Origin of the sequence: Pseudomonas allokribbensis (assembly GCF_014863605.1) — a bacterium.
GTDB lineage: Bacteria > Pseudomonadota > Gammaproteobacteria > Pseudomonadales > Pseudomonadaceae > Aquipseudomonas > Aquipseudomonas allokribbensis.
This window is the reverse complement of the sequence record NZ_CP062252.1, coordinates 3,005,180-3,024,534: the sequence shown is the minus strand read 5'-3', so window position 1 is coordinate 3,024,534 and position 19,355 is coordinate 3,005,180. Positions and strand designations below refer to the sequence as shown.

Genomic DNA, 19,355 nt, shown 5'->3' with positions numbered 1-19,355 from the left:
TGATCCGCATAAATGAACAATTCCTGAGCCTGTTTTGTTTCTGGCGGGGTTTCTACAGTGCAGCTCGTGCCAGACCGGGTGGCCTGGCAAGACTTTGCAACCGTGGAAGAATTGACCATGAGCACAGCAACAATCGGACAGGCTTATAACTACAAGGTCGTCCGCCAATTCGTCATCGCGACTGTTTTCTGGGGCGTCGTGGGCATGGCGATGGGGGTATGGATCGCCTCGCAACTGGTATGGCCGGACATGAATCTGGACTTGCCGTGGACCACCTTCGGCCGCTTGCGACCGTTGCACACCAGTCTGGTGATTTTCGGCTTCGCCGGCAGTGCGCAATTCGCCGCCAGTTACTACGCGGTGCAGCGTACCTGCCAGGTGCGGCTGTACTCGGACAAACTCGCAGCCTTCACTTTCTGGGGCTGGCAATCGGTGATCGTGATCATGCTGGTCACCCTGCCGATGGGCTACACCACCACCAAGGAATACGCCGAGATCGAATTCTCCGGCGCAGTCTGGATGGCGGTAGTCTGGGTCGCGTATGCCGTGGTGTTCTTCACCACCGTGGTGCAGCGCAAGACCAAGCACATCTACGTCGGCAACTGGTTCTTCGGCGCGTTCATCCTGGTGATCGCCATGCTGCACGTGGTCAATCACCTGTCGATTCCGGTGGACTGGTTCAAGTCCTATCCGGTGTATTCCGGCGCCACCGACGCCATGGTGCAGTGGTGGTACGGGCACAACGCGGTGGGTTTCTTCCTGACCACCGGGTTCCTCGGGATGATGTATTACTTCGTGCCGAAACAGGTCAATCGGCCGGTGTATTCGTACCGGTTGTCGATCGTGCACTTCTGGGCGCTGATCACCCTCTACATCTGGGCCGGCCCGCACCACTTGCACTACACCGCCCTGCCGGACTGGGCGCAGTCGCTGGGCATGGCGATGTCGCTGATTCTACTGGCGCCGAGCTGGGGCGGGATGATCAACGGGATGATGACTTTGTCCGGCGCCTGGCATCAGTTGCGCACCGACCCGATTCTGCGTTTCCTGGTTCTGTCGCTGGCGTTCTACGGCATGTCGACGTTCGAAGGCCCGATGATGGCGATCAAGACCGTCAACGCCCTCTCCCACTACACCGACTGGACCATCGGCCACGTACACGCCGGCGCGCTCGGCTGGGTGGCAATGATCACCTTCGGCGCGACCTATCACATGGTGCCCAAGGTCTTCGGCCGCGAGCGCATGCACAGCACGCCGCTGATCAACCTGCACTTCTGGCTGGCGACCATCGGCACGGTGTTGTACATCGCTTCGATGTGGGTCAACGGGATTACGCAGGGCCTGATGTGGCGGGCGATCAACGAGGACGGCACGCTGACCTATTCGTTTGTCGAAGCGTTGCAGGCCAGTCATCCGGGGTTTGTCGTGCGGTTTGCCGGTGGGGTGTTCTTCCTGACGGGCATGTTGCTGATGGCCTACAACGTATGGCGCACCGTGCGGGTGGCGGATGTCGCGATTGCCCACCGTGAAGCGCAGATCGCCTGATCAAGGAAGCCGGTCATGTTCGATATCTTTTTGAATGTGTTGGGCGTGCTGTTTTTGTGGCTGTCGGTGGAGTATTGCTTGCGCCACGAAACGGCTGAAAGCCTGGATGATGCGAGTCTGACGCCGTTTGCCGATGATCCGGAGGTGGCGCGGCGGGTTGAGTTGGCCACCGGCAAGACTGTGAAAGCGGTGGCGCCGGAGGTGGCGAAGCCGGGGTGGGTCAACCTCGAAATGTAATTGCACCCGATGATCGATCCCACACTGGGTGTGGGATCGATTTGGCCCTAGGTGCGATCGCGCGGAATCAGGCTCTGCAGCTGCTGCGCCAGAAAATTCGCATCAAACACAAACGTATCCGGATCCTTCAACCCATTGGTCTTGCGCCACTGCCACTCCCCGCCCGGTAGCCCCACCAGCGAAATACTCCCGTACCGCGCCGCCGTCAGCCCCATCACCGCCAGCGAAATCTGCCCACCGCTGCCCATCACATCCGGCACGAACTCCACCGGTTTGCCAGCAATCAGGATGCTCAGTTTTTCAGTCTTGAAGGTTGACGTCTCAACCGGAATGCTCGGCCCGAACGCCACGTACACTTCCCGACTCACCTCCAGCAAACCCGGCGCCTGCACCGGTGCCAGCCATTGCTGAATCTGCCCGAACAACTCGTTGATCCGTGTAGCCCAGGTCGCCGACTGGGTCTCGAACAATTGCTTCTTGTGCGCTTCGCTGTCGGCATAGTGGCGAAGCATTTCGCCCAGTTGCTGTACGTCGTCCATTGCGGTGTTCCTTCAAGGAGCGGTGCTGCGGACTTTGAGCATGGCAGATGCCGATGACGACCGTACAAGTCATTTGCCTGCACGGTCGCCTCGTCAGCCATTGACGGACAGAAGGTCAGCGTTTGCGCAGACGCGCCATGCTCAGGGTGTCGACCCATTGCCCGTCACGCACGGCGTAATCGCGGAACAGGCCCTCGGTTTCGAAACCGAACTTGCGATAGAGGCCGATGGCCGCCTCGTTGTCGGCGTACACCGAAAGCTCGACCCGGTGCAAATTCATCCAGTTGTCCGCCACGTCCAGCGCCGCCACCAACAGCTTCGAACCGACACCCTTGCCCTGCCACGCCACCGCAACGGCCATGCCGACACTGCCGGCGTGACTGCGGCGAATCCGTGAAAACTGTTCCAGCCCCAGATTGCCAATCACCACACCCTGATGCAGCGCCACCAGTTGCACCACCCGCTCGTTGTCCGGCGCCAGGCGTTTGCGCCAGACCTCGGTGGTCTGAAACGGCATCTGCAACACCTGCCGGGTCACGGCCGGGTCGTTATAGAGCGCGGTGATGCCCTCGACGTGGGATTCGTTGAAACGCTCGAGGTGAATGGCGGAGTTGTGCTCAGGCATGAAAGATCCCTCCTGGATCAGTGCGTGGCCGGTCACTGTAAACCGCTTCTTCACGGATTCGCCATGACTGTTTAAAGCCGTTGACCGAAACGTCCGGCAAGCCACAACGGCTTGCGCCATTGCCTACGCATCCGCCAGAATCCGCCGGCTTGTGCGCCTTGAGGGCCGGCTCTATCGTTTCCGGGTCGCTGAGGAATCAGCGATCGGGTCTCGCAGCCCGCGATCTCTAGACGCACAACATCCTCCAGTTTTATGGCGGCTGTACGTGGGAGACCCTCGGGTCTGCCGGTTCTAGAGTCCCGGTCTGCGACCCGCGTATAGCTGCCACCCCTTCGTATCGCAGCGAATCGTGGCGGCTCCATGACTCTGGAGATTCAATCATGATTAAACCAACGCCAAACCCGCCCGAAACCGATCCAACCTCGCCCTACGAAACCCTCGACTCCAAGAAATTCCACGAAGCCGCCGACCGCGCCCTCGATCACTACCTCAATCCGTTCCACCCCAGAAAACCGCTGCTCAAACCCAACACTCGCTACCTCATCGCCCCCGGCATCCCAAACGAAGAACTGCTGGCCGACGCCTGCGAAACCCTGACCTCGGCCAAAACCATGGCCAGCGATTTCGCCGGGATGATCGATGCGCCGCAGCGGCATGTACTGTTGGGGATTGCGCAACTGATCATGCTCGGTGAGCTGGCAGTGAATCGGGTGCTGGATAATCTGGATGTGGCGGCTGAGCCGCGCGTCTGAGTGAGAAACCGAAACGGCCCCTTTACGGGGCCGTTTTTGTATCTGCAGGAAAACTGTTTACCGATGACCATTCGTCTTGAAATCACACTCACCTGTCAGATCTGACAGGTGACGATGCTCTCTTTTCGAGGCTTTATGAATTTCGAATTCATATGGCTCAAGGCCCGTCCTCAGGAGTAATCCATGAACCTTCAGTCTCAATCGGTAACCGCGGCCCTCGTGTTGTTTCCAGTGTACCTGCCAAGGTGGAAAACTCCCGTGCTGCCGGAGCAGCCGGGGCCGCCGATCCCTGACGGAGGCCTGTCCCAAGCTGCGTCCGCATCTCCGGGTGTTGAAATGGTGATCGAGCCTTTTACCGAAATGAAGAACTGGACCATGGCGCCTTATGACGTGGCGGAGATATACGTTAATGACTCCCCAACCGGGGTATCCAAAACGATCTACCCCGGGGAAGAAAACGACCGTTTTCTCCTGCTTGTCCCGGCACTCTGGTTTATTAACGGCATCAATAAAATTTTCTACAGAGTCAAACGCGTCAGTGGCAACTTCAACGACTCGCGGGAACTGAATGTCCTGTACCACAACCCGATCATCGGCTCCCCGGCACCGACCGGCATCAACGTCAGCCATCCCGCATTCATCGGTCCGGGACAGACGGGTGCAATCACCATCAACATCAGTTATATGCCCCTCCACAGTAAGGTCACGTTGAAGATAGGGTCTTGGAGTATCACGTTTACCAATCTGACCTCCCCCATCAACCATACGCTGACGTCCGCCGAACTCAGTCTGATCGGCGATGGAAAGCATCGGGTCAGTGTTATAGCTATTGATCAGTTGGATAACGCCGGTGTCTCGACGGATACCGATATTGAAATTCGCGCCAACCAAGCTCCGCTGGCTATTGATCAGTCCCTGATGGTGCTGAATGGACCAAAAATAATTCAAAACTATGGATGGTTGACCAAGAAGGTGCCCGGTAACTCTGCCATTCGTTCAGCAACAGGTGGAGTGGAACCTTACGTCTACACCTCGAGTAATCCTTTGGTAGCCACTGCGATAGCAACTGGAGAAGTCACCGGAGAGCAAAACGGACAGGCTATCATTGAAGTTACGGACGCTAAGGGCGCAAAGGTTTCGTACCCGATCAACGTCTCAAACGTCATTCGAGTGTATGTCAACGATGCACTACTTACGTGCGAACAGGCCTACAACTGGGCCGCCAGTCTGGGCGGGACTATGAATTCGGCACTCCCATTCTTGTCTGACGCACTTCAATCCAATCTTGTTGATGTAAGACAGGCTTTCTTCAATTCAATAGGTGAGCCGGGACGTCGCTGGGGGTACGTGGTTGCTCATCCTTCATTTCCAGGGAAGAACTTCTTTGGTTGGTGGGAGGCGAATAATTCAACAGTCATCGCTGGTGCAGGTCATGCCTTGGATCCAGGTCAGTTTCCGGATCCTGTCCACAAAGCAAAAGCAATTGTCTACGTGCGGACTTGAAACAAAGAAGGACTCATTGAGTTGATTCGGAAGCGCTCGAGGTGAAAGGAACAAAAGAGGAACAAAAAAACAAAAGGGGACGCATTTATTTGATTCTGACGGGGGACTCGCTGAAGCGTTCGAGGTGAATGGCGGGGTTGAAGATCCCTCCTGGATCAGTGCGTGGCCGGTCACTGTAAACCGCTTCTTCACGGATTCGCCATGACTGTTTAAAGCCGTTGACCGAAACGTCCGGCAAGCCACAACGCCTTGCGCCATTGCCTACGCATCCGCCAGAATCCGCCGGCTTGTGCGCCTTGAGGGCCGGCTCTATCGTTTTCGGGTCGCTGACGAATCAGCGATCGGGTTTAGCAGCTCGGTTAATTTCAAGGCACGCTGGTTTCGCCATTTCTGTTTTATGGCGGCTTGCGTGGGGCACTTCGGTGCGCCGGGATCCTTGAGCCTGGTCTGCTAACCCGCGTACAGCCGCCACCCCATTCGTTTAGCAGCGGTGGATGACGGCTCCATTTCTCAAGGAGCTTCACAATGATCAAACCGACACCCAATCCATCCGAAACCGACCCGACCTCGCCCTACGAAACCCTCGATTCCAAGAAATTCCACGAAGCCGCCGAACGCGCCCTCGATCACTACCTCAATCCGTTCCACCCCAGAAAACCACTGCTCAAACCCAACACCCGCTACCTCATCGCCCCCGGCATCCCGAATGAAGAACTGCTGGCCGACGCCTGCGAGACCCTGACCTCGGCCAAAACCATGGCCACCGACTTCGCCGGACTGGTGGATGGCTCGCATCGGCATGTGCTGCTGGGGATTGCGCAATTGATCATGCTGGGGGAACTGGCCGTGAACCGGGCGCTGGATAATCTGGAGTTGGCGGCTGAGCCGCGCGTCTGAGTGAGAAACCGAAACGGCCCCTTTACGGGGCCGTTTTTGTATCTGCAGGAAAACTGTTTACCGATGACCATTCGTCTTGAAATCACACTCACCTGTCAGATCTGACAGGTGACGATGCTCCTCTTTCGCGGTGTCATGAACTTCGTCCCGAAGATGGCTATTTACCGAGCGGCAGGAGAACTACATGAGCATCAACGTCAATTCGACACAAATCAGCGCCTTGCTCCAGCTATATCCGATGGCCATTCCCGGCGCAGTAGAAAACCTGCAACCGCCAGGGGCCTACCATCTCGGCATTCCCGAAAGCATTCATTCGCCATCCACCAAACTCTTCATGGTGATCGACCCGGTCACGTTGTTTTCCACTCCCTTTGCAGCAGGTGACTCCGTAAAGCTGTGGGTAAACAGCCAGGCGACATCCGTGATCAAGCCTATCAAGCCGGGCGAAGAGAACGACCGCTTTTTTATGGAGTTGCCTTGGGGAGTGTTGAAGGATGGCCTCAATACGCTGTACTACGAAGTCACCCGGGTCAGCGGTAATAAAGATCAATCCACCCCGACACTGAATGTGCTATTCAACAACCCGGTCTCCGGTATCACGGTCAGCCATCCGGCCAGCATTGGCCCAGGACAAACGGGACCAATCACCATCACCATCAGCTACCCACGCCCCTTCGGAACCGTGACGCTGACCATCGGCAACTGGAGCATCACGCTTACCAACTTCGATCACACCAAACCGATCCTTTATCCCCTGACAGTCACTGACCTTCAGCAGATCGGTGACGGTAACCACCCGGTCAGTGCCACGGTGGTCGATCAATTGACCAACAGCAATATGTCGGCGACGTCGTTTATTGATATTCGTGCAAATCAGCAACAAGAATTGGTCATTGATAAAACCCCAATGCATATGGACACTCCGGTTTACAAGAACTCATATGGTTGGGCCACCAAAGTAGTTACTGAAGCTCCACAACGACGGATACCGATCGCGGGGCAGGCTCCGTTCCAATACCGCTCAGCGAATGTCTTGGTCGCACAAGTCGATGCAAGCGGTACGGTTACTAGTGGCCAGACCGGTAGCACGTTAATCACCGTGACTGCTGCCAACGGCAAGAGCGATTCCTATCCCGTTGAGGTATCCAACAAATATCAGCTTTTGGTCAACAAGTCGTCAATGAGCCCTGCTCAAGCATTGGCCTGGATAAGAAGCGTCGGTGGCTTGGTAGATACTGCAGTGTCGAATCTGGCTGCTCTTGATCTGGTCAATCCGTTGCCTGATCTATTTGATAACGTGGCTGGCCGGAGTGTGGCTTGTTGCAATTTCGATATTCCCAGTCTCAATAGCATTCAGATCTTGCTCTGGGAGACGGGAGGTTCGTATCCGTATATAGGAGCTACTACTATTCCATTAACCAGTGCGGACAAGGTAAGAGCTTTGACTATTGTCCCCAGGTAATCCCCGATACTGCCCCGGCGTCGCCGCCAGATGCTGTTTAAAACAATCAAAACAACAAAACAATGGGGACAGATTTATTTAATTACGGCCGGGTCGTTATAGAGCGCGGTGATGCCCTCGACGTGGGATTCGTTGAAGCGTTCGAGGTGAATGGCGGGGTTGTGCTCAGGCATGAAAGATCCCTCCTGGATCAGTGCGTGGCCGGTCACTGTAAACCGCTTCTTCACGGATTCGCCATGACTGCTTAGAGAATAAGCAGAGAATAAGGGGACAGATTTATTAATTAAATATAATTAAATAAATCCGTCCCCTTTTTTATTGCATGTGCTGTTGGGGATTGCGCAATTGATCATGCTGGGGGAACTGGCGGTGAATCGAGCGCTGGATAATCTGGAGTTGAAGGCTGAGCCGCGCGACTAAGTGGTGAAACCAAAACGGCCCTCTGCGGGCTGTCTTTCTAACTTCGGGAAGCATATGGACGACTCCGATTGATGACCGCCCGTCTTAAAACCAGTCTCACCTGTCAGATCTGACAGTAGTCGAAATGGATCGCACAGGGGTTTCATGGCACATCAATCACCAAGGAGTTGCGTGCCATGAACAATCCCGCATCCAGCGGCGGCCCCATCGTCGCCCTGGCACTGACACCGCCCTATATTCCAAGCCAGACCTACCCGATCATTCACCCGGTCGCCCAGGTAGGACTCTCTCGGCTCAATTACTACGCGGACCCTAAGGGCCTGTTGGTGGTGTTTGGGCCTTATCTTGGTCAGGTACGCAACGAGACCGGACGGATTTACCTCAATGGCTTGCCTGTGCCGACCCCGGCCCAGACCACCGTGGATACGAACTCACCGCTTGAGTTTCTCGTGCCGATGAACATGTTCCTGGACGGAGTCAACACCCTGGAGGTCAACCTCCAGCGCCAGTCGGGCAATGAAAAATCGGCAGAGCTGCGCGTGCTGCATTCCCTCGTTGACCCTGCCGGCAATGACACGGACCCGAACCCTGGCAACTCGTTGCTGAGAATTGATGTCACCCCGAAGAGTATCGGCCCGGCCGAAGCAGCAGCGGGCGTGATCGTGACAATGGATTATCCGGGCAAGCAACTGTATGACCTGTTGACGATCAACTATGGCGGTAAAACCCTCACCCATCGGCTCGTGCCAACTGCGCAGGATCCAAATCCCGAAACCAAACCAGTGGTCTTGACCTACAAAACTGCCGATTTCACCCATGCCCACAACAACCCACAGTTCATATTCAAGTACAACGTCATCAGTCAGATAGACGACTTTTCCGGCACGTCATCGAACGGAGTATTCAACCCGCAGGAATTCTGGTCGAAGGACTGTGTGGTTAATGTGCATCTGGATTGGGCAGAACTGGTGGAAACCATCCTTCAGGAAATCCTCGGAGACAACGGTGACGATCCGGCCATTGTTGATCTGGGCAAGATGAATGGCGGGCCGTTGTGGGCGCTGATTCACCTGATTCCTTCGATCTGGCAGGCGGGGGACCAGATTCATCTAACGTTCGAGGCGTGGCTGAACGACACTGTAGTCGCCACCCATGACGAGACTTTTCCAATCAGCAATGTCCCGGGGCAGTTTTCCTGGCAAATACCCAATATGAAGGTGGCTGCCAACAGTCAGGTGAAGGTCAAGTTTGAACAAATCAGGGCAGGTAGAGTCATTGGGATTTCCAAAACCGCCGAAGCGCAGGTCGTGGGGACTGGATTACCTGAACTGAAAATGGATACCACGCCAGTGTTTCTGTCCGGTTCTCGACATTACGTGACACCGAGGGTGACGCCCGACCTGGGAGATTATGGGTTTCCTTCACACCCTAATCCCGGTACTTCAATCGACCGACCTGCAACGGGCGGTGCAGGCACCATTTCCTATCACTCCAGTGATGACGAAATTGTAGCGGTCAGCAGCAACGGGCGAAGTTATGCCAGAGGAAATGGTACTGCGATCATTACCGCCAGAGACTCGGCCAACCAGACAAAAAGCTATACCGTCACCACTTCGGGTACTGCTATACCGGTATATTGGTCTAGCGCTCCTCATCGAAAATGGGCCGAGATCGGGCCATACCTCAATGCCGTGGGGGGCCGATTGTTTACGCTGGCTGAAATTCAATCAATCTATCGCAGTTTTGTACCAGCAAAGTTTCAGATAGTGGGTCAGAGTTCAGCCACTTTGACTTCCACTGTTGGAGGGCCTGGCGAGCACTGGGGCTTCATCTGGACCAATGAATCCAGAACATATCAGGACAGTATTTATTCCTGGCGATTCCTCTATGTGAAGGTTTGAGTGCAAACACAGTAGAACAATAGAACAAGGGAACGGATTTATTTAATCAAATAAGTCCGCCCTTTTACGCGGTTATTCAAACCACTCCCGACGTTCACTAAATGTTCGTTGAATCAGCTCAACCAACGCCTTCACTTCAGCCACACCCTGCGATGCGGAATTCACCGCCAACCAAGCCTGCAACCGCATCGCCTCGTCAAACAACCCCGGCAACGCCACCAACCCGCGATCAAACCGGCTCATGTACATCGGCAACAACCCGATGCACGCACTGCACCGAATCATCTCCAGCATCAGCTCATAGGACTGCATCTGCACCACGCCCGCCAACCGCTGTTCGACCAGTTCATTCCACGGCCGAAAGCTGTCGATCTGCCGGTCATGCTGCCATTGCACCAGCATGAAATCGGCAAGGTCATCGGGGCTTTCCGGGCGTGCAGTCACGCGGGAATAGCGTTTGGCGATGTGCGGCTGGTATTCCAGTTGCGCGAGGTGTTGCGGTTCGCTGGTGGCGAAGGTCGGGCCGGGGTGCGGGGTGTCGCCGTGGGCGAGCCAGAGCACGATGTCGGCACTGACGGCGCGCAGAGCCAGTTCGCTGTCGAGGGCGATGATCTCGAGGCGTACGCTGGCGTTGCGGCGCAGCAGTGCGATGAGGTCACGACCGAGGATGTCGTGCAGGATCGATTCGGCGACCGCCAGCCTGATCAAGGGTTGCTCGATCACCGGCAGTTTGCGCTCGTGGGCCAGGGCAACCAGTTGCGCCTGCAATTGCTGGCCTTCGCGGGTCAGGGTCAAGGCACTGCCCTGGAAGCTGAACAGCGCGCATTGCAGTTGCTGTTCAAGCTGCGCCAGTTGTTTGCGCAGCAGGGTCGAGCGCACGTTGAGGCTGCGGGCGGCCTGCATGAAGCAGCCGCAACGGGCGCTGACCAGAAAGTATTGGGCGACGTCGCCGTCGAGGGTCGCCGCTTGCGCCAGCCAGGGTTCGTCCTTGTCCTGAGGCCAGCGGAAATCGGCGCTGCTCTGTCGTGCTGCGGGTTCGGTGAATGACATCGATGACTCCCTGTCGATCTTTGTTTTGGTGTGCAGCGCTTAAGGTTTGGTCTCCAGCACCTTGTTGAGCTCGGCCCCGTCGATGCTCAGCGTCGCGGTGTTGAGCATGCCGTCCAGATACGCTTGGGCGATCTGTTCCTGACGCTGGGCCCGCAAGGCCTGGGTCAGTTGATCGCGCAACTCGTCGAGGGTCGCGGTGCGGGCCGGTTGCTGTTCGGTGAGTTTGATCACGTGAAAACCGGCGCTGCTTTGCACCGGTTCGGAGACCGCGCCGACCTTGAGCCGCGCCACCGCGCCACGCACTTCCGGCACCAGCTGCTGCAACGGTTGCAGGCCGGTATCGCCGCCGCGTTCAGCGGTGAGGCGATCCTGGGAAAACTCTTTGGCCAGCGCTGCAAATTCCGCCGGGCTCGCCTGTGCTTTCTTGCTCAACTCCGCCGCCTGCTTGCGCACAGCGTCAAGATTCTGCGGCTCATTCACGCCGAGGAAAATCTGGCTCACCCGATACAACGCCGGCGTCTGCCAATTGGCCTTGCCCGCGTCATACGCCTGCTGCAACTCGGCGGCGCTCGGGTAATCCGCCGGCACTTTGCTCACCGACTGCAAATAGTCGCGGAACACGATCTGCTCGGTGGCGGCGCGGGTTTGCCGTACCACGTCCGGACGCTGCGCCCAGCCTTGGGCATCGGCCTGCTCCAGCACGGCCTTTTCGGCGAGGCGTGAACGAATCCAGCGCTCCAGCGCTTCACGATTTCCACGCAATTGCTCGCGGGTCTGCGGCGGTACGGCCGCCAGCAGCGCCTGCAACTCCTCCGGCGACACCTGCTGATTGCCCAGCCGCGCCACCGCCGGTCCGGCATTCGCCGCAATGACCGGCGCTGGTTGCTGGGCAGCGACCGGGTCATTGCCCGGCCGCACCACCAGCGCCACGGCCACCACCAACAGCGCCACCGCAGCGGCGCTGATTACCATGGCAGGTTTCGTCACAGCGCGACTTCCTCTTGCTCAACCTTTGGAGCCTGGGCGACGGCAGCGTTCTGGGTGAAATCACGCAGGTAAACAATGAACTCCTGAAGCAGGCGATCCCACAATTCAAGGTTGCCACGCAGGTAATCGCTGCTGACGCCAGCGGCCACCACCACGTCCATTTCCATCACCAGAAACTCGCCCTGCAACGACAACCGGGCAAACCGGCGGGTCGCGTTCCACTGCTCGGCCACACCGGCCGGCAACTCACCCTGCACGCGCAAGGCGCAGCTGAAGGTGAAGTCGACGTAGCTGCCCTGCTCCGCCACCGCCGGGTTGCCGAAACGCACCGCGTAACCGATGCCTTGACTGGCGCTGAGCAACTGGACGATACCGTTCTGTTCGGTCTGGTTGACGCGATAACCGGCGGCTTGCAGTACGTCGGTCAGGGATTGCGGGGAGACGTGGGAGATCAATTGAGTCATTACTTCTTCCTTGTTTATGAGTCTTTTAATCAGTGCGCGATCGCGGCTTGCGGCGCATCGAATTGAGTCTTGTACAGCTCATCGCCGAAGCCCTGAGCCAGTTCATCGAACTTGACCCGGGCGCTCCCGGCGAAGGGCTGGCGGATTTTCATCACCTCGGCCACATCGATGTTTTCGTAGGCGGTGAGAATCTGCTTGGCCACGCCGTACATCTGCTGATTCTTGACCGAACATTGCTGCACTTGTGTGTCACGTTCAGTCAATTGCGCCTGAAGCTTAGACCGTTCTGCCTCTTTGGCACGGGCCATGACCAGCAGCTCGTCATAGGCCTTTTTGAACTTGCCGGTCTGCTCGTTACTCGCCGCCACCTGCGCCTGAGCCTGGCTGTACAGACTTTGCTGCTGCCCGGCCAGTTGCTCGGCGACGCCTTTGGCCTTGGCCAGTTCGGCGGTCAACTGCTTGATTTGCGCCTGCGCTGCCTTGGCTTCGTTCTGCGCCGCCAGCTGCGCGGCGCTGGCCTGGGCCTGCTGGCTTTGCAGGGTTTGCAGCTGCTGGGTGGTGCTGCGCAACTGAGTGCGCAGACGCTCCTCCATGCCTTCGGCGCTGGCCCCGCTGGCGACTATCAAGCCCAGACCCAACACTAAAAATCGCGCGTTCATAACCCTCTCCCGGCGCCTTAGAAGCGCGTGTTGATCTCGAGCTGCAAGACGTCGATGTCGAACGGCGCGCCATACACCGCCTCGGTGCTCATCCAGCGGCCGGTGGCGTAGACGTTCTTCGCCAGACCGTAGTTGCCACCCAGGAAATAGCCCTTGGCGTTGGTGCCGCCGAGGTGGAACGACGAGTCGTTGAAACCGTCCGGCAAGGCGTCAGGCTGGATGTACTTGTAGCCGGCGAACATATTCCAGTCGCCCTGCTTCTTCAGCTCCAGCGCGCTGCCGAGCGTGAACTGAACCATCCACGCGTTGGCGCCGCTTTCAATGTTGCCGTTGCTGTCGAGGTTGTTGACCAGTTGCCCGGCCGCACGCTTGCGCATGTCGCCTTCGTCGTAGCCGAGGTTGTGGATGTAGTTGCCCTGGGTGCGCAGCTTGAAGTCTTCCGGCAGGTCGGCGTCCCACACGAGGTTCAGGTCCAGCAGGTTGAACTCCGAAGCCAGGCCAACGAATTGCGGCTGCGGCGTGGTGCTCGGGTTGAGCGGGTTCGGCGTGATGTCACGCAGCAGGAACACACTGTTGCCCTTCTGCATGAACGCCGCACGGGTGCCGTCGCTGTCGCAGCCCGGCGCGCCGGCCCACGGCTCGCAAGGGCTGGAGCGCTGACCCTGGATGTCCTGGAAGCGGTAGTAAGCCAAAGCACCTTTCAAGCGGTTGTTGCTGTTGATCGCCCACTTGGCGCCGACCTGCCCGCCATAAAGCCACTTGTTGTCGCTTTCTTCCTTGTCGAAGCCGTTGCTGGTGGTGGTGTCGTTGGTGTAGTCCACCGGGAACGCGCCGATGGTGCCGAACACGCCCCAGTCGCTGCTGAGTTTGTGGTCGAAAATCGCCGCCACGCCATCGAAGTTCAGGTCGTTGGAATACAGCATGTCGGTGGACATGAACGGGTTGGCGAATCGGCCACCGGTCAGGGTCAGTTCATCCGACGGCTTCCAGGTCAGGTAACCCTGATCGAGCCAGATGTCTTTCTTGGCGAAGCCGCCGCCAAGGCTCTGGGTAGTCGACACCGGGTTGTTGTCCGAGCCGGTGCCGATGCGGATACCGGCAGTCCATTCCGGCGAAATCACCGCTTTCATGCCCAGCCGGGCGCGCAGGCGGAACAGGTTGGTACGGTCTTCACGGGTGTTGAGCAACGGCGGCAATGCGGTGCTGCTGTTGGGGTTCACGTCGTACGGGCCGTTGTTGTTGAGTTTGGCAAAGTCGACGATTTCGTTGCTGTTGCTGCCCGAGTAGTAGCGCGATTCGTCACGCAGACGAATGTCGCCGTCGAAGCTGATGCGCGACGCCCAGTCCGGGAAGGTGTTGGGCGCGGCCCAGTTTTCTTGCTTGGCGGTGGCCATGACCTCGGCCTTGACCTGATCACGGATCTGGTCGCGCACCGCGGCCGGCACGTATTGCACCCGCACATCGCCCGGTGCTGCGACCGGCCCGGCTGCCACAGCGGTAGACGCCGCAGCCTGCTTGGCCTGGGCCGCTTCGTTCTGGGCCTGGGCGATCAGTGCGTCAGCCTTGTCCTGTTTCAGAATGCCCTGCTCGACCAGCAAGCGGATCAGATTGATCGTGGCGTTCTCCGAGGGCGCAGGCGCTGCCGCGGCCTGACCGACCAGGGTCGCGATGACCATGCCGACTGCCAGGGACAATCGATTCACGTTGGAAATCATCTGCACACAACTCCTTTTCATACAGCTTTATGAATTCGGTTAACCCGGACGCCGCCCTTGCAGGGACATGCGCACAGGCAAGGTGATGGAGGCCGGCGGCCGTTCGCTCAGATGCGGCGCGTTACGCAAGGCCGCCAGCACCTGACTGTCGATCTCGGGGTTGCCGCTGGACTTGATCAGCTCGACCCGGGTGATCTCGCCGACGCTGCTCAGCCACACATCGGCCTGCAGCGAAAACGCGAGGTTGCGCAGGTCGGGGTTCTCGCGCAGCAGCTTCTGGAAGGTGAACGCGAGGAACTGGCTGTAGGTGCCATTGCCTACGCGCCCACCACCGGCACCCGCCATGCCGCCGCCCTTGCCCGCACCGATGTTGAAGGCGTCGTTACCGCTCTGGGCGTCGCCGTCCATTTGCATCGGGTTGGCCAGGTCGTCTGCCGGCGATGGTGGCGCTTCTTCCTCGGGCTTGACCTCTTGCGGTTCGGGCGTCGGTTCCGGCTCGACGACTTTTTCTTCCACCGGGGTTTCCGGCTCCGGCGGTTTTTCCGGCGGCGGAGGTGGCGGTGGCGGCAACGGGATGATCGTCGGCACTTTCGGCGCTTCGCGGCGGATGCCGCTCATGTCGTTGGCCCACTGCCACAGGAACCACGCGGCGAGTGCGGCGAGAACCAGCCCGGCGCCCCACTTCGCATAGCGCAAGGGCGACGGCTTCACCGGCAGCGGTTCGATCGGAAGTTGTGCGGTCATGACTCAGCCCTGACTCGGTTTGCCGGTGACGAGACCGACCTGGGACAGTTCGAGCCGGCGCAGCAGATCCAGCACTTCGATGACCTTCTGGTACTGCACCGTAGCGTCACCGCGCACGATCACCGGAAAGTCCGGGTTCTGTGCCTTCTCGATGCGCAGGCGCTCTTCCAGCTCAGGCAAGGTCACCGGGTAGGCGTCGAGGAACACCTGGCCGCCGTCGTTGACCGAAATCGCCTTGGTCTTGGCTTCGGACAGCGACACAGCGGCGCTGGCCTTGGGCAAGTTGATCTGGATCCCGGAGACCTGCGCGGTGGCGGTGAGGATGAACATCACCAGCACCACCATCAGCACGTCCACCAGTGGCGTGATGTTGATGCTGTCCACTGCGGCATCTTCGTCATCGTCGTGGGAGGCATTTACGGACGCCATGTCAGTGCTCCTCAGGCCGGTACGGAATGGTTGGCGTGATGACCGCGCTGATGCGCCGCTTCACTGGACTGGCCTTCGCCGTGCATCTCCGCCAGACGGGTGATGAACTCGTCGACGAACACGCGCATGTCGGCGCTGACTTCCTTGTTGCGGGTGATCAGGCGGTTGTAGCCAAACAGCGCCGGGATCGCGACGAACAGGCCCATGGCGGTGGCCAGCAAGGCTGCGGCCATACCCGGGGCGATGGCGTTGATGTTGACGTCGCCGGCCATGGCCGTGCCGAGGAACACCACCATGATCCCCAGCACGGTGCCGAGCAGACCGATGTAGGGGCCGCCGGCGATGGCGTTGGACAGGGTCGAGAGTTTCGAACTCAGCTGCTGGTTTTCCCGGGTACGTACACCGTCCATGGAGCAGCGGATGGCTTCGATGGTCGCCGCCGAAACCGACGAAGTATCGGCGCCCTGTTCGCGGCGGGTACGGATCTCTTTCACCGCCACCTGATACAGGCGCCACAGCGGCGAGTGCTGCAGACGCTGGGCGAGTTGCGTGTCGTCGGCGAACATTTCCAGGCGAGTGCCAACCTTGGCGAATTGCACGCGGAAGTCTTCGTTGGCCGCAGTCACTCGGCTGAGGGTGCGGTTCTTGCGCAGCATGATGATCCACGACTGGAACATCATCAGCACCAGCACCGCGATGATCACCCAGGCATCGACCGGCACGGCGTTGAGCAGGAAGCCGAGGCTGCCGAAACCGTAGCCGGACTGTTCTTCATCGACGCCGTAAGCAACCAGTTTCGACTCGGCGCCTTGGGAAGTGGCGTCGGCCAGCAACAGCGGCGCCGGACGGGCAACTTTCGACAGGCGCAGCTCATCGATGGCGCCCACGAACGGCTGGAACGCACTCGGGGAAAGATCAGCACCAATGGCCATGACCGAATTGAACGCCGGCATCGCCTGGGCCAATGCCGCGCCTTCGCGACCGTTGATGTACAGCGTCACTTTCGCGCCTTCGGCGGTCAGCGCAACGTGCTGCCATTGGCCCGGATTCAACGGTTGTGTGGCCACAGCGCGCTGGCCGTCGATTTCCACGAACGGCACGCCCTGATTCACACCGACCAGCAGGCTGTTGGCGCCTTCGCGGCGGGCCAGAATCAGTTGCTCACCGTTGGCCTGATCCAGTCGCAGCCAGGCACTGAAAGTGAAGGCGCTGCCAGCGTTATGTTGCAGCGACGGACTGGCCGGCAGCAGCAACGGCTGACCGCTGAACTGCAAGGCCCGCCCTACTACGCCATCAATGGCGGCGCCGGTCGCGCTCTGCGCGGTGTTGCCGTAAGCGGTGGTGTCTTTCGCCGGGGTGCCGGTGGCGCCTTCGAAGTGATAGAGCGCGGTGTAATTCGGATCGAATGTGAGCTGACCGTTGCCGGTCGCCGGCGCCTTCTGGTTGCCGTAGTACATCCAGATGTCCTGGCGCTGACCGCCCTCGACATTCGGCACATCGACCCAGATCAGCGCCATGCCCATCAGCGCATCGAAGCTTTCGATCTGGTGGTTGAGCACGGTCTTGTCATCGGCCGCGACGAAGCGCAGGTCCGAGCCGTCCTCTTTCACGCCATCAAACGTGAAGTTGCCGGTGTGCAGACGCACCAGCAGCGCGGTGCGGCCGAGGGCCTGATTGATCCCGGCGCCCTGCGGCGTGGTGTCGACAGCGATCTGTTTGCGGTAATGCCAGTCGTCCTGCCACCAGGCCTGAGCCGTGGCCGGGAGCACGAAGCCCAGGCAGATCAACAACGAAAGGAAGAGGCGCTGCATGGAAGTGCTCCTTGTTAGAAAGTGGCCTGAAGGTTGAAGTGCAGGCGCGATTCCTGTTTCGAGGTGTTCGGCCCTTCGAGTAGCGGGTAGCCCCAGTCGACGCTGCCGGACAGCCATTTGCTCAGGCTGGCGCGGGTGCCGAGGCCGACGCTGGCCAGGGCGTAACTGGCGTCCTGGTCCGGCAGTTCGTCGCGCAGGTACAGTTGCGCGCCTTCGGCGAAGGCGTAGAAGCGCCAGTCCTGTATCCAGGTGCCGGCGTACTTGGCCAGCGACGGCGTGCGGACTTCCTGACTGAGCAGCACGCCGTCATCACCGGTGCGCTCGGCGGCCAGATAACCGCGTACCGAGGTCGCGCCGCCGGCAGAGAATTGTTCGTTGGAAACCAGTGGCCCCGACGCCAGCTGGAACGCGGCTTTGCTTGCGCTCTGCCAGTCGCTGTCGAAGGTCCAGGTGAAGTTGGTGTCGCCCTTGAGCACGGCGAAACTCGGGTTGGCGCGGTAGCGTTTGTAGTCGAACTCTTCGTCGGAGCTGCCGTAGCCGAAAATGCTGCGGGTGGCCGCGACCAGGCTCAGGCCGAGGCCGAGCTGGCTCTTTTCGGTGTAGCGATAGCCGTTGTAGGCGAAGGTGAACGGCGCGTATTTCAGCGGCACCTTGTCGCTTTCGCCGGACAGGGTCAGGCGTTCGTCGAAGTCCTTGAAGTCGATGCCGGCCGACAGAGAGTTCGACCAGTTGCCGCTGGACGGGATCGTGTAGATCGCCGATACGCCGTAGGAATGGCCCTTGCCGAGCACGTTGCTGCCGCCGATGGTGGCGACGTTGCTGTCGGACTGGTAACCGGAGAACTGCACGCTCCAGCGCTCGGTCAGCGGCGCGGTGTACGAGCCCGACCAGACCTTGGCGTTGTCGGTGTCCTGCGGCGCGGTGAAGTAAGTCAGGTTGATGCTGTGGCCGAGTTGCCAGAGGTTGTTGTAGCCGAGGCTGGTGACGGCGCGGAGTTTTTCGGTATCGGCGCTGTAGTCGTTGTTCAGCCCCACGCTGGCGGTCCACGGGTTCTGGTCTTCGACTTGCAGGTCCACGTCCATGGTGCCGGGGCGCTGGCCTTCGCGAACCAGCGGCATCACCTGGCGGCCCGGGGTCTTGTTGAGTTGCGCCAGTTCGCCCTGGACCTTGGCGAAGTCCGGCACTTCGCCTTCTTTGAGAGCCGGGACGTTGTCGCGAATATCCAGCGGCGAATAGTGTTTGGCGCCGACCACCCGCACCCGGCCGACCTTGGTTTCGCTGACTTGCAGGTAGACGATGCCGTCGGCCACCGCTTGCTCCGGCAGTTCAACGAACACCGATTGATAGCCGCGTTCCTGATAGACCTTCTGCAAGGCGTCCCGCGCGCCTTCGATGTCGCTCAAGGCTTTTTGCGGGCCGAGAAACGGATACACCGCTTCTTCGATCGCCCGCGCATCGAGCACGGTGTTGCCGCGCACGAAGTATTCGTTGACGTCCACCAGACGCTGCGCCGCTGTGTTTTCGGCCTCCTCGGCGAACGCCGGCTGCGCGCCGGCCGTCACCAGCAGCCAGCCCCACAGCGCCAGCCGTGACGTGAAAATCTGATCCACACTAC

At 59.2% G+C, this 19,355-nt stretch carries 18 protein-coding genes and 2 pseudogenes; 8 read left to right on the top strand and 12 right to left on the bottom strand.

The window, feature by feature from the left end; genetic code table 11:
• Positions 1 to 117 precede the first annotated feature (117 nt).
• The gene (gene ccoN, locus IF199_RS13885) at positions 118 to 1,545 is read left to right on the top strand and encodes a cytochrome-c oxidase, cbb3-type subunit I (protein ID WP_096821819.1); all 1,428 of its coding nucleotides are present in this window, start codon (positions 118 to 120) and stop codon (positions 1,543 to 1,545) included.
• Between the two features lie 15 nt (positions 1,546 to 1,560).
• Positions 1,561 to 1,782 (top strand): CcoQ/FixQ family Cbb3-type cytochrome c oxidase assembly chaperone, encoded by a 222-nt coding sequence (locus tag IF199_RS13880; protein ID WP_096821818.1) that lies wholly within the window; start codon positions 1,561 to 1,563, stop codon positions 1,780 to 1,782.
• Between the two features lie 47 nt (positions 1,783 to 1,829).
• On the opposite strand, the gene IF199_RS13875 is transcribed toward IF199_RS13880, so the two are convergent.
• Together IF199_RS13875 and IF199_RS13870 are read right to left on the bottom strand one after the other, a co-directional pair.
• A complete protein-coding gene (locus IF199_RS13875) occupies positions 1,830 to 2,321 on the bottom strand; it encodes a hypothetical protein (protein ID WP_192560778.1) in 492 nt (163 codons plus the stop codon).
• Positions 2,322 to 2,436: 115 nt separating this feature from the next.
• Entirely contained in the window at positions 2,437 to 2,946 is a 510-nt protein-coding gene (locus IF199_RS13870) for a GNAT family N-acetyltransferase (protein ID WP_192560777.1), read from the bottom strand.
• 380 nt (positions 2,947 to 3,326) lie between these two features.
• On the opposite strand from IF199_RS13870, the gene IF199_RS13865 reads away from it, so the two are divergent.
• The 4 genes from IF199_RS13865 to IF199_RS13850 all read left to right on the top strand — a co-directional run bounded on the left by IF199_RS13865 (position 3,327) and on the right by IF199_RS13850 (position 7,560).
• The gene (locus IF199_RS13865; RefSeq protein WP_192560776.1) at positions 3,327 to 3,698 is read left to right on the top strand and encodes a DUF6124 family protein; all 372 of its coding nucleotides are present in this window, start codon (positions 3,327 to 3,329) and stop codon (positions 3,696 to 3,698) included.
• A gap of 183 nt (positions 3,699 to 3,881) precedes the next feature.
• The gene (locus tag IF199_RS13860) at positions 3,882 to 5,201 is read left to right on the top strand and encodes an Ig-like domain-containing protein (protein WP_192560775.1); all 1,320 of its coding nucleotides are present in this window, start codon (positions 3,882 to 3,884) and stop codon (positions 5,199 to 5,201) included.
• A gap of 525 nt (positions 5,202 to 5,726) precedes the next feature.
• Positions 5,727 to 6,098, top strand: coding sequence for a DUF6124 family protein (locus IF199_RS13855; protein ID WP_192560774.1), 372 nt, complete (start codon positions 5,727 to 5,729; stop codon positions 6,096 to 6,098).
• Positions 6,099 to 6,282: 184 nt separating this feature from the next.
• Complete coding sequence (locus IF199_RS13850) at positions 6,283 to 7,560, top strand: hypothetical protein (RefSeq protein WP_192560773.1); 1,278 nt, start codon at positions 6,283 to 6,285, stop codon at positions 7,558 to 7,560.
• A 77-nt stretch (positions 7,561 to 7,637) separates the two neighbouring features.
• On the opposite strand, the pseudogene IF199_RS30590 reads toward IF199_RS13850, so the two are convergent.
• Positions 7,638 to 7,733 (bottom strand): annotated as a pseudogene (locus tag IF199_RS30590) (GNAT family N-acetyltransferase); the annotation flags it as partial.
• Between the two features lie 148 nt (positions 7,734 to 7,881).
• On the opposite strand from IF199_RS30590, the pseudogene IF199_RS30585 reads away from it, so the two are divergent.
• Positions 7,882 to 7,980, top strand: a pseudogene (locus IF199_RS30585) (DUF6124 family protein); the annotation flags it as partial.
• Positions 7,981 to 8,156: 176 nt separating this feature from the next.
• A complete protein-coding gene (locus tag IF199_RS13840) occupies positions 8,157 to 9,881 on the top strand; it encodes an Ig-like domain-containing protein (protein ID WP_192560772.1) in 1,725 nt (574 codons plus the stop codon).
• A 72-nt stretch (positions 9,882 to 9,953) separates the two neighbouring features.
• Here the strand turns inward: IF199_RS13840 and IF199_RS13835 are convergent, their stop codons facing one another.
• The 9 genes from IF199_RS13835 to IF199_RS13795 are packed head-to-tail and all read right to left on the bottom strand — an operon-like array spanning position 9,954 to position 19,350.
• A complete protein-coding gene (locus IF199_RS13835; protein WP_192560771.1) occupies positions 9,954 to 10,931 on the bottom strand; it encodes a LysR family transcriptional regulator in 978 nt (325 codons plus the stop codon).
• Between the two features lie 39 nt (positions 10,932 to 10,970).
• Positions 10,971 to 11,918, bottom strand: coding sequence for a peptidylprolyl isomerase (locus IF199_RS13830; protein WP_192560770.1), 948 nt, complete (start codon positions 11,916 to 11,918; stop codon positions 10,971 to 10,973).
• On the bottom strand, positions 11,915 to 12,382 hold the full coding sequence (locus tag IF199_RS13825) for a YbjN domain-containing protein (RefSeq protein ID WP_192560769.1): 468 nt from the start codon (positions 12,380 to 12,382) through the stop codon (positions 11,915 to 11,917). The genes IF199_RS13830 and IF199_RS13825 overlap by 4 nt, the downstream gene beginning before the upstream one ends.
• A gap of 29 nt (positions 12,383 to 12,411) precedes the next feature.
• Positions 12,412 to 13,041: a DNA repair protein gene (locus IF199_RS13820; protein ID WP_192560768.1), complete on the bottom strand. Its 630-nt coding sequence runs from the start codon at positions 13,039 to 13,041 to the stop codon at positions 12,412 to 12,414.
• 17 nt (positions 13,042 to 13,058) lie between these two features.
• A complete protein-coding gene (locus tag IF199_RS13815) occupies positions 13,059 to 14,756 on the bottom strand; it encodes a putative porin (RefSeq protein WP_096821812.1) in 1,698 nt (565 codons plus the stop codon).
• A 39-nt stretch (positions 14,757 to 14,795) separates the two neighbouring features.
• On the bottom strand, positions 14,796 to 15,500 hold the full coding sequence (locus tag IF199_RS13810) for an energy transducer TonB family protein (protein ID WP_192560767.1): 705 nt from the start codon (positions 15,498 to 15,500) through the stop codon (positions 14,796 to 14,798).
• 3 nt (positions 15,501 to 15,503) lie between these two features.
• The gene (locus IF199_RS13805) at positions 15,504 to 15,929 is read right to left on the bottom strand and encodes an ExbD/TolR family protein (protein ID WP_096821810.1); all 426 of its coding nucleotides are present in this window, start codon (positions 15,927 to 15,929) and stop codon (positions 15,504 to 15,506) included.
• Positions 15,930 to 15,940: 11 nt separating this feature from the next.
• Positions 15,941 to 17,740, bottom strand: a complete 1,800-nt coding sequence (locus tag IF199_RS13800) for a DUF2341 domain-containing protein (RefSeq protein WP_192560766.1) — start codon at positions 17,738 to 17,740, stop codon at positions 15,941 to 15,943.
• A 14-nt stretch (positions 17,741 to 17,754) separates the two neighbouring features.
• Complete coding sequence (locus IF199_RS13795; RefSeq protein WP_192560765.1) at positions 17,755 to 19,350, bottom strand: ShlB/FhaC/HecB family hemolysin secretion/activation protein; 1,596 nt, start codon at positions 19,348 to 19,350, stop codon at positions 17,755 to 17,757.
• Positions 19,351 to 19,355 lie beyond the last annotated feature (5 nt).

Excerpts from the sequence above, each read along its gene's own strand:
- ccoN (WP_096821819.1), top strand. The coding sequence starts at position 118 with ATGAGCACAGCAACAATCGGACAGGCTTATAACTACAAGGTCGTCCGC.
- IF199_RS13880 (WP_096821818.1), top strand. The coding sequence starts at position 1,561 with ATGTTCGATATCTTTTTGAATGTGTTGGGCGTGCTGTTTTTGTGGCTG.
- IF199_RS13875 (WP_192560778.1), bottom strand. The coding sequence starts at position 2,321 with ATGGACGACGTACAGCAACTGGGCGAAATGCTTCGCCACTATGCCGAC.
- IF199_RS13870 (WP_192560777.1), bottom strand. The coding sequence starts at position 2,946 with ATGCCTGAGCACAACTCCGCCATTCACCTCGAGCGTTTCAACGAATCC.
- IF199_RS13865 (WP_192560776.1), top strand. The coding sequence starts at position 3,327 with ATGATTAAACCAACGCCAAACCCGCCCGAAACCGATCCAACCTCGCCC.
- IF199_RS13860 (WP_192560775.1), top strand. The coding sequence starts at position 3,882 with ATGAACCTTCAGTCTCAATCGGTAACCGCGGCCCTCGTGTTGTTTCCA.
- IF199_RS13855 (WP_192560774.1), top strand. The coding sequence starts at position 5,727 with ATGATCAAACCGACACCCAATCCATCCGAAACCGACCCGACCTCGCCC.
- IF199_RS13850 (WP_192560773.1), top strand. The coding sequence starts at position 6,283 with ATGAGCATCAACGTCAATTCGACACAAATCAGCGCCTTGCTCCAGCTA.
- IF199_RS13840 (WP_192560772.1), top strand. The coding sequence starts at position 8,157 with ATGAACAATCCCGCATCCAGCGGCGGCCCCATCGTCGCCCTGGCACTG.
- IF199_RS13835 (WP_192560771.1), bottom strand. The coding sequence starts at position 10,931 with ATGTCATTCACCGAACCCGCAGCACGACAGAGCAGCGCCGATTTCCGC.
- IF199_RS13825 (WP_192560769.1), bottom strand. The coding sequence starts at position 12,382 with ATGACTCAATTGATCTCCCACGTCTCCCCGCAATCCCTGACCGACGTA.
- IF199_RS13820 (WP_192560768.1), bottom strand. The coding sequence starts at position 13,041 with ATGAACGCGCGATTTTTAGTGTTGGGTCTGGGCTTGATAGTCGCCAGC.
- IF199_RS13815 (WP_096821812.1), bottom strand. The coding sequence starts at position 14,756 with ATGATTTCCAACGTGAATCGATTGTCCCTGGCAGTCGGCATGGTCATC.
- IF199_RS13810 (WP_192560767.1), bottom strand. The coding sequence starts at position 15,500 with ATGACCGCACAACTTCCGATCGAACCGCTGCCGGTGAAGCCGTCGCCC.
- IF199_RS13805 (WP_096821810.1), bottom strand. The coding sequence starts at position 15,929 with ATGGCGTCCGTAAATGCCTCCCACGACGATGACGAAGATGCCGCAGTG.
- IF199_RS13800 (WP_192560766.1), bottom strand. The coding sequence starts at position 17,740 with ATGCAGCGCCTCTTCCTTTCGTTGTTGATCTGCCTGGGCTTCGTGCTC.